This is a genomic window from Staphylococcus sp. GW821-FHT11H10 (assembly GCF_058807855.1).
In genome coordinates this window covers 92,308-109,772 of record NZ_JBXARC010000002.1, presented here as the reverse complement: position 1 = coordinate 109,772, position 17,465 = coordinate 92,308, and the positions used below count along the sequence as shown (strand labels likewise).

Genomic DNA, 17,465 nt, shown 5'->3' with positions numbered 1-17,465 from the left:
AAATTTTCAATTTATAAAAACAAATAAAACTGAGAAGACGCTTATATCAAGCTTTTCTCAGTTTTTATATTTGTATGATCTTAATTCTGTTCTCACTATCATATAACTTTATTCAACTACTCCCACTTTTAGACATCTCAAGCAACTCTATATTGATAACCACTTTAATTCATATATCTGTTTATAGACACTTAAATATGGTAAATAGACAAAATAATAATCATAAAACAATTTATTAAATAGGTTACCATTTTTTGGTAGCTTATCACTTCACATGGTAAACTATTAGTATTCATTTTTATAAAGGAGTTATTCATGGAGCTATTAGAAGCATTTTTATTATTTATATTCGCAGTTATTATCAGTTCTATTATTTATAATAGGTTCCCTAAAATTCCTACTGCTTTTATTCAAATCGCATTGGGTGTCTGCTTATTTGTGCTACCTATTCCAATGCACTTTGAATTTGAATCGGAAGTCTTTATGATGGCGGTTATCGCCCCACTTTTATTTGTGGAAGGTACGCATATTTCTCGAACAAAGTTACTTGAGTACCGTAAACCCATAGTACTTATGGCAATGGCACTCGTCTTTGCTACTGTTATTGGTGTTGGTTTCTTTATTCATTGGATTTGGGCGGATTTACCAATGCCAGCTGCCTTTGCAATTGCTGCAATTCTTTGCCCTACTGATGCAGTCGCAGTTTCCGCAATTACTAAAGGTAAGATATTACCTAAAGGGTCAATGTCAATTCTTGAAGGTGAATCATTACTTAATGACGCCGCAGGTATCATTTCATTTAAAATTGCAGTTACTGCACTTGTAACTGGTAGTTTTTCAGCATTTGATGCAATTGGCCAATTTATTATTTCAACTATTTTAGGTGTGTTAATTGGTATCATTGTTGGCGCACTAGTCGTAACTTTAAGAGTTTATTTAACTGCCAATAAAGGCATGAAAGATAGTAATACGTTAACATTCATTCAATTACTTACTCCTTTCGCCGTTTATTTTATTGGCGAAGAGCTTCACGCATCAGGAATTATAGCCGTAGTTGTCGCTGGTTTAATCCATGGTTTAGAACGCGACCGTTTAATTCGTGCCCAAACGGAATTACAAATGAACTATAACCAAATATGGAATACGCTAAGTTATGCGTTAAATGGCTTTGTATTTGTTGTATTAGGATATATCGTTCCCGAAGTAGTTATGGAAATTATTCATGACGAACCACAAAACATTGTATTTTTAATTACAACCGCGCTATTAATTGCGCTAGCGATTTATGTATTTAGATTTGTTTGGGTGTACTTATTATTTAAAGATTTTTATTATCCAAACAACGTTCAATCCTATTTAGATGATGAAGAAGATGCTGGACCACCGAAGCGTAATCACTATGCCTTTATTATGACAATGTGTGGGATACACGGTACCATTTCCTTATCAATGGCACTAACACTTCCATATATGATGGATGGTAACCAAGAGTTTATATATCGTAATGATCTGTTATTCATCGCTTCATTTATGGTATTAACTAGCTTAATTCTCGCTCAAGTTGTTCTACCGTTTATCACACCATCTGAAAAGATCTCAGAATTTAAAGGTATGTCCTATCAATCAGCTAAAATATTCATGGTTCAACAAGTACTCGATGCATTTAAAAAGAAAAACTCTGAAGAAAAAAGTATGGATTATCGACCAATATTAAATCAATATTTTAATGAGTTATCATTCTTAATCAATATGGAACCGGACAATAAAAATACGAAAGAATTACGTCGCCTTCAAGAAATAGCTGAAGAAGAAGAAACAAGAACACTAGAGCGATTAATCGAAAAAGAAAGAATTACTAAGAAGGATTTAACAGACTATCGCAATATTACGGAATTCAGTCAATCTTATCGTGAAATGTCTATTATAAGAAAAATAAGTCGTTTCTTTAAATTAATCGGCTTACGATTTAAAGCTCGTAAAGAATCACGAAAAGAGACACATCGCATCCATAAAGAAAACCGAGGATTATTAAAAGAAGAACATCATGCTACACCAGAACAAAATAAAATGGATATTAAAGCTAAGCGTGAAGAATATAAAGCTGAACGTCAAAAAGTAAAAGACGAGAAAAAGGCACAAAGAGAAGAATGTGCAAATAGCTTTAACAAAGTGCAACAATTAATGCGTGTTGTTAATCACAATATTTTTATGAAAATGCGTCAAGAACAAAATAGTTCAAATGTCTTAGAAGTGAGTTTAATTATTAACCAATATCACAACTTATCTCGTACGATTCGTCACAATAAGAATAGAAAGCAACAAAAAAATCAAAACAAAGAAGTATATGAACTTACTACACAGCAACAACAAGATGTAAAATTGGAAGCATTATACATCCAACGTACCATTTTAGATGAATTAATTTCACGAAATAAAGTAACTAATGAAGTTGCAACCCAATTACGAGAAAACATCAATTACAATGAAATCGTTCTAGCACATGAAGTAAGCAACGCTCACTAAAAATCAATTAAAGCCCATAGATAATGTAACCTTGCATTATCTATGGGCTTTTCTATAAGTTTATTTGTGTAATTTAAATGGTACAGTTGCTAAAATAACATTCTTTTGATAGAATAAGTGCATTTTTAATCTAATACTCGTTTGATTGTGTAAGAAGTTATGCCATGATTTTTTTGTAATAAACTGAGGCACAACAACTGTAATGACATAATTTTTATCATTCGCTTTTTTATTGATCTTATCAATAAATCTTGAAATTGGTCTAATGACACTACGATATTCAGAATGTAAGATGACTAAACGCACATCCGGATAATGACGTTGCCATTTTTCAGCAAAGCATTTATCCGCTTCATCTCCAAATGAAACATGAACTGCTATGACATCATCAGCAATCATTTGAGCATAATATACTGATTTATCAATGGCTGACGTAATGGTACTTACAGGAACAATTGCTAAATTTTTATCAACAATTGGCATATCTTGTACCATTGCAGTCGATTTCAACTGTTTAGCAATATCTTTATAATGACCTTTGATACGTAGGAATACAATCACAATTAAAGGTAAAAATATCAATATTGGCCATACATGGCTAAATTTAGTGATCAAGAAAATCATAAATACGATAAATGTAATTGTTCCACCTATCGCGTTGGCAATTAATTTGCGAGACCACCCTTTTTCTCTGCCTCTAATCCATTTAAGTACCATGCCATATTGTGCTAATGTGAATGGAATAAATACACCTACAGCATAGAGTGGAATCAAGTTCTCAGTTTTACCATCAAAAATGATAATAAGCAAGATAGCCCCAACACCTAAAGTGATGATAGAGTTCGAATAACCTAAGCGATCTCCTCGAACACTAAACATACGCGGCATATATTTATCTTTCGCCATGCTAGCGGCAAGCATTGGAAATGCTGTAAAACCTGTATTCGCTGCTAAAACTAAAATCATTACTGTTGTAGCCTGAACAAAATAATAACCAGCATTGTGTCCTAGAATGTTCATTGCTAATTGAGACAATACGGTCGTCTCAGTCTCAGGCATTACGCCGTACCAATAGGCTAAACCTACAATGCCTACTAATAGAAATGCAAGGATGCCACCCATTGTAACTAATGTTTTAACAGCATTCTTAGGACCAGGATCTTTAAAATTTGTTACCGCATTAGATATAGCTTCTACGCCTGTTAAAGATGATGCCCCAGATGAGAATGCTTTTAATAGTAAGAATAGCGTAACACCAGGCACAGCTGTTCCCACTGTTGCGTGCATATGTGGTTCAGCTTGGCCAGTTGCAACTTTCCATACACCTACAACAATCATAATAATTAACCCGATAATGAATAAATAGACTGGATAAGACAATACTGTAGCAGATTCTGTCAATCCACGTAAATTCATTATTAAAATAAATAGTACTAGTAAACATGCAATTAATACTTTGTGATGATACAGTGACGGAAATGCAGCTACAAACGCATCTGCACCAGAAGCGATACTTACCGCTACAGTTAAAATATAATCAACAAGTAATGAACCACCAGCTACTAGTCCCCATTTTTCTCCTAAGTTAGTCTTAGAAACCATATAAGCACCGCCGCCCTTAGGATAGGCATAAATGACTTGGCGGTATGATAAGATTAAAGCTGCTAATAGTACTAATACTGCACATGCAATTGGTAACGTGTACCATGACGCTATAGCACCAACGACTGCGAGTGTAATCAAAATTTGCTCCGGACCATAGGCTACTGATGACAATGCATCCGAAGAAAGTATTGCTAAAGCCTTGAAATTACTGATTCTTTCATTTTTTAAATCACGATTTCTTTTAGGTTTACCAATTAAAAGTCTTTTAAATTGAGTGAACATAATACTCTTTACCTCTTTATATTCAAATTCAATGGATAAAATATACTCCCATTTTGATAAAAAGTATAGATGCCCCCACTATTTTAATGTAATTTATTACCATTAAAGTTACATTTTACAGTTATATTTATTTGTAAAATTTCTATTATTAATTATTTAAATCAATAGATAGCAACTCAAAAGAAGTACAAGAGCAATTTATGAAAAAACTTGCTATACTATTGTCGTTAACAGTGTAAATTGTTCGCTACTTAAATCTTATGATCAGAGGATTAAAAATGAAAAAGACATTTCTTTTCAGTGGAGTCGTATTAGTTATTATCTTATTTATTTGTTCAATCATGATTAAATGGCAACCCAACTATTCAATGATTAGCCCTACTTCTCAAAATTATTTGGACAGCATTGTCAAAAACGAAATGAATGATGGTCACATTCCTGGCGTCTCTGTATTAATTATTAAAGATAATAAAATGTTACTCAATAAAGGTTATGGGTATGCAAACATTAAAAATAAACAAAAAGTAACTTCCAATACACGCTTTGAAATTGCTTCTAATTCCAAAGCAATGACGGGATATGCCATTATGCAACTAGTCAATGAAAGGAAAATCAAATTAAATGACCCTATAAGTAAATACATACCTAACTTTCATATGAAATATAAAGGGAAAAAAGTAGAAATTACTATTAATCAATTAATAACTCAAACTAGTGGTATTCCAGGAGATATCACTGACAATGATAAAATTACAAAAAAGACGGATAGTCTAGATGGAATTGTTAACAGTATTAATGGTCGTTCACTGAACCATCGACCAGGAGAACAGTTCGAATATGCTAATATGAATTACGATATTTTAGGTTTAATTGTTCAGAATATATCTCATTCTCCCTATTCATCTTATATGAGTGAACATATTTTCAAACCTTTAAATATGAAACATATTTCTACTAAAGAAAGTAATAAAAAAGGCGGAGATGATGCTCAGGGGTATGATATTCAACATAATAAAGCATACTCAGATAATCCAAAGTTTAATATCGGTGATAACCCAGCAGCCTATTTAATGGCTAGCACACATGACTTAGAACCTTGGATAAAATTTCAACTTCATCCCCCAAAACATTTAAAATCTTTAGTTGAAACTACACACAAACCTAAAGTTAAAACAAATGACGATGATGATTCTCAATATGCAACAGGCTGGTTTGTCACTAAAGATAATCAAGAAACACTTATCTATCATCCGGGTACGCTTGAGAACTATTCATCTTATATTATTTTGAATCCTAAGAAAGACTATGGCATTGTTGTTCTCGCAAATGCTTATTCTAGTCATACGCCAACGCTTGCCAAACATTTAAATACACAATTAAGTCAAGGACAGCATATTGACACGGTACAATACTACATCAATCAATACCAAACTATGATTATTGTAGTTACAATCGTGATTTGGATCATGGTTGCTATAACTTTGATTTACTTATATCGTCATATGACCAGTCATCAATCGATCCTATTAAGCTTTCAACGTAAAAACACGAAATATCGAATACTCATTCTTTCAATCGGCTTTATTTTAATTTTAGGCCTTCTACATCTATTGCCTTCATTGTTACTAAATGGCTCTGATTGGCAATTTATTATGACATGGCTACCAGCACCAGCTAAAGTCACTATACTAGGTTTCATCACTTTATTAACGAGTCTTTTTGGTTTAGTTCTTTTAAAAATAATTACAAATACAAACAAATAAAAGTCATAAAATTGAGATTAACTGCTACGCTAAACATACGAATATGTTAAGCTAAACATATTAAAGACTAAGATTATTAAAGACCTCAAGCACATAGGAGATTATAAATGAGAAAAAAATGGTCCTTATTCTTAATGAGTATTGTCATATTATTGGGTGGATGTGACTATTCTCATAAAGAAGATCAACATGGGTTCTTTTATACTATATTTGTTAAGCCAATGGATATGTTACTTCACTTCTTAGGTCGTACATTCCATGAGAATTATGGATTAGCTATTATTGTCATTGTACTTATCATACGTCTTGTACTAATGCCACTAATGTTTATCCAAGTGAAAAACATTCACATTATGAGAGGTAAAACTCAGGTAGTTAAACCGGAAATTGAGAAACTGCAAGATAAACTAAAGAATGCTGATACACAAGAAGAACGTACTGCAGCTAATAAATTATTAATGAAAAAGTACAACGACTATGGTATTAATCCATTCAAAAGCCTAGTTGGAACTTTGCCGATATTAATCCAAATTCCTATTTTATTAGGTTTATACGCTTGTATTAAATATCCAACGAGTGGTGGTATTATCGAGCACCCTCACTTTTTATGGTTCAATTTAATGCATACGGATTTAATCATGACATTTATAGCAGCTTTACTTTACTTCATTCAACCTTTGGTCAATGCAATGCATTATCCAAAAGAAGAAAGACGCACATACTATGTCATGATGGTATTATCGCCATTATTTATTATTTATGCATCACTACAATCTGCTTCAGCCTTAAGTTTATACTGGGCGATAAGTGCAACGTTTTTAATTATTCAAATGCATTTTGCACATAGCCATTATGCAAAAGTGGGTAAAGCAGCAGGTGAACAACTCAAACGACAAATTGAGCAACAACGTCAAAATAAGACTAACGATGATAAGGCTTAAAGTAATAAAGACATTCCATCAATACAACAAGCACTGTTACAAGCTAATTGCAATTAGCTTGTAACAGTGCTTCTTTTACTAATAATTTATTTTAATGGGTGCATGCCATCTTTCCATGTATTATAGATTAGTGTACCACCTTGTTCTTTAAACTTGTCATTTGTAATGCCACGTTCAAATGGTTGTGCGGGTTGGATAGTGACTTTAGGATCCACACCAACTTCTTTTGAATACCATGCTGCAAAGTCTGATCCTTTTACTGGCTCGTCATCTGCAACATTATAAATACCAGTATCAAAGTTCATCGCTTGAATAGATACTTCAACAGCATCATCTAAATGAATGAATGATGTGACACCATCTGATAATGTTACTTCGCCATCTTTAAATTGATTATAAATCATACCGTCTTTACCATACCAAGTACCTGGTCCATATAACCAACCGAAACGTAACACAACATATTGGTCCATACGAGCGGTTTCTTTTTCAAGTCCAACCACGCCATCTACCGTAATTTTTCTGTCACCATCTGAATGATTATCTAATGGTGTTTCTTCAGTAGCAAGTCCTTCTCCTGGTTCATACATGAAACCAATACTTTGAGCTACTACTTTTTTAACATCAAATTTAAGTGCCGCATCAGTTAGGTTTTTACCGCCCTCTATACGCACTTTTGTGTTTGCAGCCATATCAACATTTTTTAAATCTGTAATTTGATTAATGATAATTTCAGGACGAAAGTCACCAATTGCTGCATCAATAGTATCAGCTTTTAAAATATCACCAATATATGCTTTAGCATTGAGTCTTTCTAATTTCTCTTTACCTCTCTCAGATGTAGTGAATCCGGCAACTTCATGTCCTTCTTCAACCAAACGTTTTGTTAATCGTGTTCCGATTAATCCTGTTGCGCCTGTAATAAATATTTTAGTCATTATTGTACTCACCTTTCTATTTCTCTCTTTCTGAAAATGAATATCTCAATCTAACCTACTTACTAGAATCTCTAATCATATCAATAGTATTCATCCAAACGATATGACCAAACAACTCTGAAAGTCGTTCTTCATAAGGTAAGTATTTAACCTGAGGTGTCAATTTCAACTTTGGCAATAAATATTCATGAAACGCAATATGAATAGCAACGCCAAATAATGATCCTTTTAAGGCAGTGATTCGTGGAAATCTTTCAGCTAATAAGCCATATGCAAGAGCATTTGCTACAGAGAAGCCATAATGAATCCCCATAACCGTTATTGGAATATCATTACCATTATAGTGATAGGTTGCTTTTTTTATTGAATCTGGTAATCCCACCTGATTCAATAATGTCATTGGAGGGGTTTCTTTCTCACGTTCCGGTGTTCTAGGCGGAACGATAGCTTCCCAGCCAATCTTAACCGCACCACTTAGCAATCCACCTACAATACTTGTAATAACGACACGTTTCGTTGAACGATTCATTCTAATAACAGCTCCTTAAATTCACTTAACCTTCTTCTACCCGTTTAGGACTATTTTATAACCATTCATATTTCAATAAGGGTTAAGCGTATCACTTTTTGTGATAAAGATATAATTATTCGATTTAAAAAAGGAGCAAGACTGAATCCAATTTGAATCCAACATCTCACTCCAATCCACCTTACCATTAAGGTGATTCCACAATTCAATCTTAAATCATAGAATCAATTACTTTTATTCAGATACGAGTTGATGACATACCCTTCATGTCTTCTAATTGGACATTATTTTGCATGTCGTTGTTGCTCTTTCGCATGTACCATATTCGCTACAAATTGGTTAACTGGCGCATCAATATGATGTTCTTTACCTAATTGAGCAACTGCTCCATTAATATAATCAATTTCTGTAAGACGATTATTGTTAATCAAATCTTGATACATTGATGGATAATGTGGGCCTACCTTTTCATTTAAATCGATGAGATAATTGTAAACTTCATCTCCATTTAAATGTACGCCATCTACCGTTGCAACTTGTACAATTTCCTGTGTAATCTTGTAAATAAGTTGTTTCGCATAATCACTCTCATTTAAATTTGATAAACGACATTCTAATATCGTACAAAGTGCATTAGCAGTACCATTCACACAAATTTTCTTCCAAATTGATTGTTGCAGCTGCTCACTTTTATGTGGATTAAGACCAGATTGATCTAACAGTTCATACACGACATCAACATTAGCTTGACCTTTAGGTACAAGTGCACCAATTTCAACCGGACCTGCCCCCATTAAATGTGTATGTCCAGGAGATTCTAATCCTGCAGTCCATGTAGTAACACCGCGCACAATTCGTGATTCGTCAACATAATGTTGAATTAAACGTTCGTGCTTCAAACCATTCATCGTACAAACCATAATTGTATTGTCATGAATGTGTGCTTTAATATGTTCCAGCATATCTTGTAACTGCATCGCTTTAGTGAATAAAAAGATAACATCAAATTGAGCATCTTGTGGAATATCGTTATGTTGATACATCGTCATGTTAAGATGATGATTTTTACCATTGATGTCTATATGTAAACCTTCTTGTATAACTGCTTTCGCTTGTGGCTCCCATCCATCAATTAACGTTACATCATACCCTTGACGGTATAACATCGCACCAAATCCGCTTCCTAACGCGCCAGAACCTGCAATTGCTATTTTCATATGTCACGACCCCTTTTTCCTAATGATGATTTTAAAATACTACTTTAAATTTATAACGTCAATATTGTAAACGGAATATTCACAATTTTAAGATAATTAATATAAATTGTTCTTTAATTTATTAAAAAAGATATCGAACTCTAATCGAATTCGATATCTCACTATTAAAAACTAATATTTATATTAATTTGTTCTTAATTTCTTAGGAACTAAAATTAAAATTACTATAAATGCAGTTAAAGCAATTCCGGCATTGAATAATACGCCAGCAGCGCCGCCGAGTTGTAAATTCATGAATGATGCACCAAAACCATAAATGGTACTAGACATAGCAACACCAAAAGCATTACCTAAAGATGACGCCATTTTATACAATCCAGATGCTACACCTACTTTATCATCAGGTGCTTCTGCAACCGCTGTATCAGTAGAAGGAGTAGCATATGTACCTAAACCGATACCAAATAATAAGTAACCTATAATACTTGAAATGATATAAGCAACATTTGGTAAGAATGTTAAAGATAATAGTAGTAATCCTAAGAATGCAAAACCACTACCTACTAATAATGGTTTTTTAGCACCAAGTTTTTGTAATAATTTTTCACCAACACGAATCATGATTAGTACAGCTACAAGGTACGTAATTGAAATTAAACCTGCTTGTAATGAGCTAAAACCTAATTGACTTTGATAATACGTATTAACAACAATAAGTGTACCACCGGCAACACCATTTAACATAAAGTTGGATAATGTCGCACCACTATAACCCTTATTTTTGAAAATATGAAAATCAACTAACGGGTTCTCTGTTTTTAATTCTCTAATAATAAATAAGATTCCTGCAACTAAGAATACAGCACCAAGTGATAAGATCATTGGCGAGAACAGTCCTCGATCTGCAGCTTGCGTAACCATCACGTTAACACTTAATAGTGTAATAACCAATAGTATTAAACCAGTCACATCAAATTTTGTTTTAGTTTCATCTACACTAGGTTCAACTTTAGTCTCGGGTGTATGTTTAATTAAGAAAAAGGCTAAAATTGAAAGTGCAATTGAAACAATAAAAATCCACTGCCATCCAATCGTTGAGGCCATGAAACCACCAAATAATGAACAAATACCACTACCGCCCCAAGAACCGATAGACCAGTAACTAACAGCGCGTTGTCTTTCTTTTCCTATGTAATATTCATTTATTATTGCAAGTGTTGACGGCATAATTAATGCACCTGATAAACCTTGTAACGCACGTCCTACTAATAGCAACCATGCGACAGGTGCGATGATTAAACATAATGAACCAATAATATTTAATGCTAAGCCGATGTATGTCATTTTTACTCGACCTAATTTGTCTGCAATATCTCCTGCCCCTACAATAAATAGTCCAGAGAACAATGCAGTTAAACTAATGGCAATGTTAATCGTACCCATGTCTGTGTTAAATGAAGATTGTAACGTTGGAACAACGTTAACTAATGATTGTGCAAATAACCAGAATGTGAGTACCCTGATTATAATACCAATTAGTAATTTATTATCTCCCCTAAATTGTTTTGAAGACTCCATCTCGAAAAATTCCTCCTAAATTACCCTAAAACTAATCTACTCAAGTTGATTTAAGTCCTAATAAAGCAACTATAATGAGTGTCATCAATTTTATGTCTATAGCGTTAATTAATAAGTTCCCTATTTCTATAATTTATTAACATGTGCATCATGACTTTCATTATTTGACGTTAGATTATGTTAGATACAACACTCACTTAAGAAATTAGTTTACATTGAAAACCTTATCATAATTAAGAAGAAATGACTTAATAAAATACTCTAACTTTTTCAATAAATATTTTTAACAACATACTCAAAAGTGCAATAAATCAATAATTAGATACCTACAAATTATAAGTTTTAATTTTAAACTATTAAGTTAAAATTATCCATATTATAATTATAGAAAGGATAAGTATTTTAACTGAAACTACAATGAATAGGTGCTTACTATGTTTAATTTATTTATATTATTGCTTGAACGTGTAGGGTTAATCATTATTATCGCCTATATGTTAATGAATATTAATCACTTTAAAACGATGATGGGCGAACGCGAAAAATTGCGTTCTCAATGGCAATTAACAATTTTGTTCGCTCTATTTGCTATAACTTCAAATTTCACTGGAATTGAAATTGAAAATGGACATATTGTATCTAGTAATATTTATTACCACCTAAATGACGATGCATCTATGGCAAATACACGTGTATTAACAATAGGGATGTCTGGTTTAATTGGCGGACCTTTCGTCGCAATTATAGTAGGCATTGTATCAGGGTTGTCACGCCTTTATATTGGCGGTGCAAATGCATACACCTATCTCATTTCATCTATTTTCATCGCACTTATATCAGGGTTTTATGGTTATCGTACAATGCGTCGCTATACTTACCCAACCGTTTTAATGGGTGCCATTATTGGTGCAATTAATGAAGCAATTCAAATGGCATGCATACTCATCTTTGCCAACGATACAGCTTCTGCATGGTCGCTTGTTCAATTTATCGCCTTACCTATGATTTTAATCAATAGTATTGGGTCAGCTATCTTCTTATCTATAATACTTTCAACATTAAAACAAGAAGAGCAAACCCGTGCTATTCAAACGCATGATGTCTTCGAAATAGCGAATAAAACGTTGCCGTATTTTAGGTCTGGTTTAACTGAACAGTCTGCACGTTCCGTTGCTGAAATCATTCTGAAATTGATGAACGTATCGGCGGTTGCTATCACAAATAGAACAGATATTTTAACACATGTGGGCGCTGCAAGTGACCACCATGTTGCTAAAAAAGCAATCATTACCGATTTATCAAAAGAAGTCATAAAAACGGGTCATTTAAAAGAAGCACACTCTAAAGAAGAAATCGGATGCAACAATCCAAATTGTTCTTTAACATCTGCTATCGTCATCCCTTTAATGATTAATCAAGAAGTAGCCGGCACATTAAAATTTTATTTTACAAATGAATATGAAAACACAACATCGACGAAACAACTCGCACGTGGCCTAGCAGATATCTTCTCAAGTCAATTAGAATTGGGTCAGGCCGAAATGCAGAGTAAACTTTTAAAAGATGCTGAAATCAAATCGTTACAGGCACAGGTTAATCCGCACTTCTTCTTTAATGCGATTAATACCATTTCAGCCCTCGTACGTATTGATAGTGAAAAGGCAAGAAAGTTATTATTGCAGTTAAGCCAATTCTTTAGATCAAATTTGCAAGGAGCTCGAAATAACACCATTACTTTGGAAAAAGAATTGCAACAAGTAGAGGCCTATTTGGCATTAGAACAAGCACGCTTCCCTGATCGATTCACAATTCAATATCATATTGATTCATCATGTAAGCATGTGCTTATCCCACCTTTCGTCATTCAAATTCTAGTTGAGAATGCTATCAAACACGCCTTTAAACACCGTCGCAAAGATAATATTATTGATGTAGTTGCACACCATGACAATGAAGAATTAACATTAACTGTTCGTGATAATGGAAGTGGCATTGATGATGATAAGTTACCATTGATTGGACAAATGAGTGTCGATTCAGAGACAGGAACTGGTAGTGCCTTAGAAAATTTAAACAGACGGTTAATTGGACTTTACGGCACAAAGGCCGCCTTACATTTTGAATCAACAGAAATAGGAACGACGGTAAGTTGCCATATACCATCACACACAATAAAGGAGGATATTTAAGTGAAGACGTTAATCGTTGATGATGAACCATTAGCTCGAAATGAGCTTCATTACTTATTAAATGAGATATCTGGATTTAACGTGATTGATGAAGCTGAAAACATAGAAGAAACGTTAGAAAAACTTTTATCAGAAACATATGATTTAGTCTTTTTAGATATCAATCTTATGGATGAAAGTGGTATAGATTTAGCACAAAAAATAAAGAAAATGAAACAACCACCACACATTATTTTTGCAACGGCACACGATACATTTGCAGTTAAAGCCTTTGAACTTGATGCAATTGATTATATACTCAAGCCTTTTGAACTTGAACGTATAGAGCAAGCAGTCAATAAAGTTAAGCATCAAATATCTAATAGCAATGAGATAGATCATATAACAAGTGAACCATCTACGCTATCAATGCAACAAGATGATCGCCAAGAAAATGAAGACCAAACCGTACTACCAATTGAAATGAATGAACGTATCTATGTGATCCGAAAAGATGACATCACAGCAGTTTCAGTCAACAATGGGATAACAACGATAAATACCACTCATCGCACATATCAAACTAATGAACCACTTAACTACTATGAAAAGAAATTATCGAATAACACATTTATTAAAATTCATCGTGCGACTATCATTAATAAAACGCATATCGATAGCGTTGAACATTGGTTCAATTATACCTATCAAGTAACCATGACATCGGGAGATAAATTTCAAGTTAGTCGATCATTTATGAAGGCATTTAAACATGAAATTGGCCTTGCTTAACCAGTCAAACATACAACGTAAACATATTAATCATCTTAATAAGTATTTAATCTATGGCAAACATCAATATTTGATACGCCAAATAAGGTTAAATACTTTTTTATTTTATAAATAAATGTCTTATCATTTGTTATTATTTTGACTATTTGATTTTCAACTTGAATATATTGCAACTCACGTCCTAATTTTTGTAAGTCACTGCCAAAACTCACAATAGTAAACGTTTTCATAATATTCTATCTGTAAGGGAAAGAGAAAGGGAGCGTTAAAATATGGCAAATGAACAATCACAAAGTAATGCTCATAAAGGAAATCATAAGTTAGCAAAAACGTATAATTTCTTTCAGCAAGCATTAACGATTGCTATCGTACTATTTATATCTAAAATTATTGAAAGTTTCATACCATTTCCTATGCCAGCGTCAGTAATAGGACTCGTATTACTATTCATCCTATTATGCACTGGTGTGGTCAAATTAGGTCAAGTTGAAGGTGTCGGCACAGCATTAACGAATAATATTAGTTTCTTATTCGTACCGGCCGGAATTTCGGTTATCAATTCTTTACCAATATTAAGCCAACATCCTATTTTAATATTGCTATTAATTATTATTTCAACGTTATTACTACTTATCTGTGTAGGATTTGTTTCACAATTATTCGTAACAAAAACATTATTCCCATCTAAAGAGCAAAATGAACAAACTAAACTTGGGGAGGGTAACTAATGGTAGATCATTTAGGAATTACAACACCGTATTTTGGTATATTAGTCTCATTAATACCATTTGTCATTGCACAATATTTCTATAAAAAAACGAACGGTTTCTTCTTACTAGCACCACTTTTCGTAGCAATGGTTGCGGGGATCGTATTTTTAAAAGTAACAGGTATTAGTTATGAAAATTACAAAATAGGTGGAGACATTATTAACTTCTTCTTAGAGCCAGCAACAATTAGTTTCGCCATCCCTTTATATAAAAAACGTGATGTACTTAAAAAATATTGGCTACAAATTTTTGGGGGTATCGCAATTGGAACGTTAATCGCACTTATCTTAATTTACTTAGTAGCTATTGTATTCCAATTAGGCGATCAAATTGGTGCTTCAATGCTACCACAAGCTGCTACAACTGCGATCGCCCTTCCAGTATCACAAGGTATTGGTGGCGTCAAAGAGTTAACGTCATTAGCCGTTATTCTAAATGCCGTTGTTATTTCTGCATTAGGTACTAAAATTGTTAAGTGGTTTAAAATTTCAAATCCAATCGCTCGTGGTTTAGCCCTTGGTACAAGTGGACACACACTTGGCGTAGCTGCAGCCAAAGAACTTGGTGAAACTGAAGAGTCAATGGGTAGTATCGCCGTTGTTATCGTTGGCGTAATTATCGTTGCCATTGTTCCACCATTAGCTTCAATTTTATTCTAAACATTTTAAAAAGAACCTGAACACAATGTTGTGCTCAGGTTCTTTTTCATTTGTAACCATTAATTAATACTTTGAACTTTATTGTCTCGTTTCTTACTATTATTCGTTGGATTGAGTTTCTTTTCTAATAAACGTAATCCTAAATCTATAATAATCGCAATTAACGCAATTGGAATGGCACCAGCAAGTATATAAACCGTACCATCAGTAGAGTTTGTACCTCGTATAATAATATCTCCTAGTGTAGAAGCTCCAATAAATGAGCCAATTGCCACGATACCAATCGCTACAACTAGAGCAATACGAATACCACCAATAATCACTGATAATGACAATGGCAATTCAATCATACGCATGACTTGATTCTTAGTCATTCCCATACCCTTGCCTGCATCTTTAATATTGTAGTCTACTTCTGTAATGCCAGTGTACGTATTCTTAATAATTGGAAGTAACGCATATAAGAATACTGCAAACACTACAGTATTAGGCCCTAACCCAAGTGCTAGCATAAGTATTGCTAACATCGCGATTGCTGGAACTGTCTGGATAATATTCGCGATAGTAATAATAGGCCATGATAACTTTGTATATCTTGAAATTAAAATCCCTATCGGAATGCCAATAATACAAGCGAATAACACGCCATAAATAGACATTAATAAATGTTTGAAAAAGAGTTCCATCAGATAGCCAAAGTTCAAGGTATAGTATTCATAAAGTGAGCTTAACAAGTTACCTTTCATTATTTTTGACCACCTTTCTTACTGTCATCTTCAAAATAATTATGTTTCTTCAAATATTCCTCTGCAATAACGGCAGGTTCTTTACCTTTTCCATCCGCTTCATAATTTAATTTCTGCATTTCTTTAGTACTAATTTGTCCCTGTAATTTTTTCAATGCTTTGTCAATTTCAGGGTGATCTTTGATTAGTTTTTCAGTTGCTAATGGACTTCCATCATATGGTGGGAAGAATTTACGATCATCTTTTAAGATTTTCAAATCGTAAGCAGCAATACGTCCATCGGTTGAATAACCAACAGCAACATCTAATTTTTTATTTTTTAAAGCATCGTACACCAAACCAATTTGCATTGGGCGTGCACTCGCAAATTTAAACCCATATTCTTTTTGGAAAGCTGGATATCCATCACCAGCACGGTTCATCCATTGTGTATCCATGCCTAAACGTAATTCATCTTTATATTTTTTTAAGTCGGAAACTTTTTCTAAATGATATTTCTCAGCTACTTCTTTAGTAACCATGAATGCATACGTATTTTCAAACCCAAATGAGTCATAATATTTCTGATTATATTTTTCTTTAAATAATCTTTGTGACTCTGACATTGCTTTTTTAGTATCTTTTGTTGGTGGTGCATCAAGTACACTCGTCAATTCTGTTCCAGTATATCTTACTGCTGACATATTCACATCTCCACGTTGTAATGCATTATGTTGAATAATACTGGAACCTAAATTACCAACAATAGTAGGTTTTATTTTGCCATTTGTATAATGTTCTATCATTAGTTTTTCAATATTTGCCATAATTTTTGTTTCACTAGTTTCTGTGGCAGTAATCTTCACACTATCTTTACCGTCACCATCGCCTAAACCTGGTAAACTACATCCAGATAATACGATGAGAGACATTGCAAGAAGTATGAAAGTAAGTTTTAACTTTTTCATAATTTTA

General features: G+C 33.4%; 14 protein-coding genes. 7 read left to right on the top strand and 7 right to left on the bottom strand.

What is annotated here, in order from left to right; translation table 11 throughout:
• Positions 1 to 315 precede the first annotated feature (315 nt).
• Positions 316 to 2,523, top strand: coding sequence for a cation:proton antiporter domain-containing protein (locus AC1RRU_RS02045; RefSeq protein WP_011274947.1), 2,208 nt, complete (start codon positions 316 to 318; stop codon positions 2,521 to 2,523).
• Between the two features lie 60 nt (positions 2,524 to 2,583).
• Here AC1RRU_RS02045 and AC1RRU_RS02040 read toward each other — a convergent pair whose 3' ends face one another.
• Complete coding sequence (locus AC1RRU_RS02040; protein WP_011274946.1) at positions 2,584 to 4,410, bottom strand: APC family permease; 1,827 nt, start codon at positions 4,408 to 4,410, stop codon at positions 2,584 to 2,586.
• Positions 4,411 to 4,688: 278 nt separating this feature from the next.
• Here AC1RRU_RS02040 and AC1RRU_RS02035 point away from each other — a divergent pair, with 278 nt between their 5' ends.
• Complete coding sequence (locus tag AC1RRU_RS02035; RefSeq protein WP_016930755.1) at positions 4,689 to 6,173, top strand: serine hydrolase FLP; 1,485 nt, start codon at positions 4,689 to 4,691, stop codon at positions 6,171 to 6,173.
• Between the two features lie 107 nt (positions 6,174 to 6,280).
• Entirely contained in the window at positions 6,281 to 7,114 is an 834-nt protein-coding gene (yidC, locus tag AC1RRU_RS02030) for a membrane protein insertase YidC (RefSeq protein WP_011274944.1), read from the top strand.
• 86 nt (positions 7,115 to 7,200) lie between these two features.
• Here yidC and AC1RRU_RS02025 read toward each other — a convergent pair whose 3' ends face one another.
• From AC1RRU_RS02025 to AC1RRU_RS02010, 4 genes are all read right to left on the bottom strand, one after another.
• On the bottom strand, positions 7,201 to 8,052 hold the full coding sequence (locus AC1RRU_RS02025; protein ID WP_033079725.1) for an NAD-dependent epimerase/dehydratase family protein: 852 nt from the start codon (positions 8,050 to 8,052) through the stop codon (positions 7,201 to 7,203).
• Positions 8,053 to 8,107: 55 nt separating this feature from the next.
• Positions 8,108 to 8,581, bottom strand: coding sequence for a DUF1440 domain-containing protein (locus tag AC1RRU_RS02020; protein WP_049426566.1), 474 nt, complete (start codon positions 8,579 to 8,581; stop codon positions 8,108 to 8,110).
• 284 nt (positions 8,582 to 8,865) lie between these two features.
• Positions 8,866 to 9,798 carry a 2-dehydropantoate 2-reductase gene (locus tag AC1RRU_RS02015; protein ID WP_016930758.1) on the bottom strand — a complete coding sequence of 311 codons (933 nt, stop codon included), beginning with the start codon at positions 9,796 to 9,798 and terminating at the stop codon, positions 8,866 to 8,868.
• Positions 9,799 to 9,981: 183 nt separating this feature from the next.
• On the bottom strand, positions 9,982 to 11,376 hold the full coding sequence (locus tag AC1RRU_RS02010) for an MFS transporter (protein ID WP_493196426.1): 1,395 nt from the start codon (positions 11,374 to 11,376) through the stop codon (positions 9,982 to 9,984).
• A gap of 434 nt (positions 11,377 to 11,810) precedes the next feature.
• Here AC1RRU_RS02010 and AC1RRU_RS02005 point away from each other — a divergent pair, with 434 nt between their 5' ends.
• From AC1RRU_RS02005 to lrgB, 4 genes are all read left to right on the top strand, one after another.
• The gene (locus AC1RRU_RS02005) at positions 11,811 to 13,565 is read left to right on the top strand and encodes a sensor histidine kinase (RefSeq protein WP_070855522.1); all 1,755 of its coding nucleotides are present in this window, start codon (positions 11,811 to 11,813) and stop codon (positions 13,563 to 13,565) included.
• On the top strand, positions 13,566 to 14,336 hold the full coding sequence (locus AC1RRU_RS02000; protein ID WP_011274937.1) for a response regulator transcription factor LytR: 771 nt from the start codon (positions 13,566 to 13,568) through the stop codon (positions 14,334 to 14,336). It begins immediately after the preceding gene.
• Positions 14,337 to 14,608: 272 nt separating this feature from the next.
• Positions 14,609 to 15,064: an antiholin-like murein hydrolase modulator LrgA gene (gene lrgA / locus AC1RRU_RS01995; RefSeq protein WP_011274936.1), complete on the top strand. Its 456-nt coding sequence runs from the start codon at positions 14,609 to 14,611 to the stop codon at positions 15,062 to 15,064.
• The gene (lrgB, locus tag AC1RRU_RS01990; RefSeq protein ID WP_011274935.1) at positions 15,064 to 15,765 is read left to right on the top strand and encodes an antiholin-like protein LrgB; all 702 of its coding nucleotides are present in this window, start codon (positions 15,064 to 15,066) and stop codon (positions 15,763 to 15,765) included. Before lrgA ends, lrgB begins: the two co-directional genes overlap by 1 nt.
• Positions 15,766 to 15,824: 59 nt before the next feature.
• On the opposite strand, the gene AC1RRU_RS01985 is transcribed toward lrgB, so the two are convergent.
• Together AC1RRU_RS01985 and AC1RRU_RS01980 are read right to left on the bottom strand one after the other, a co-directional pair.
• Positions 15,825 to 16,511 carry an ABC transporter permease gene (locus AC1RRU_RS01985; RefSeq protein WP_070663189.1) on the bottom strand — a complete coding sequence of 229 codons (687 nt, stop codon included), beginning with the start codon at positions 16,509 to 16,511 and terminating at the stop codon, positions 15,825 to 15,827.
• A complete protein-coding gene (locus AC1RRU_RS01980) occupies positions 16,511 to 17,458 on the bottom strand; it encodes an osmoprotectant ABC transporter substrate-binding protein (RefSeq protein WP_011274933.1) in 948 nt (315 codons plus the stop codon). Before AC1RRU_RS01980 ends, AC1RRU_RS01985 begins: the two co-directional genes overlap by 1 nt.
• Positions 17,459 to 17,465 lie beyond the last annotated feature (7 nt).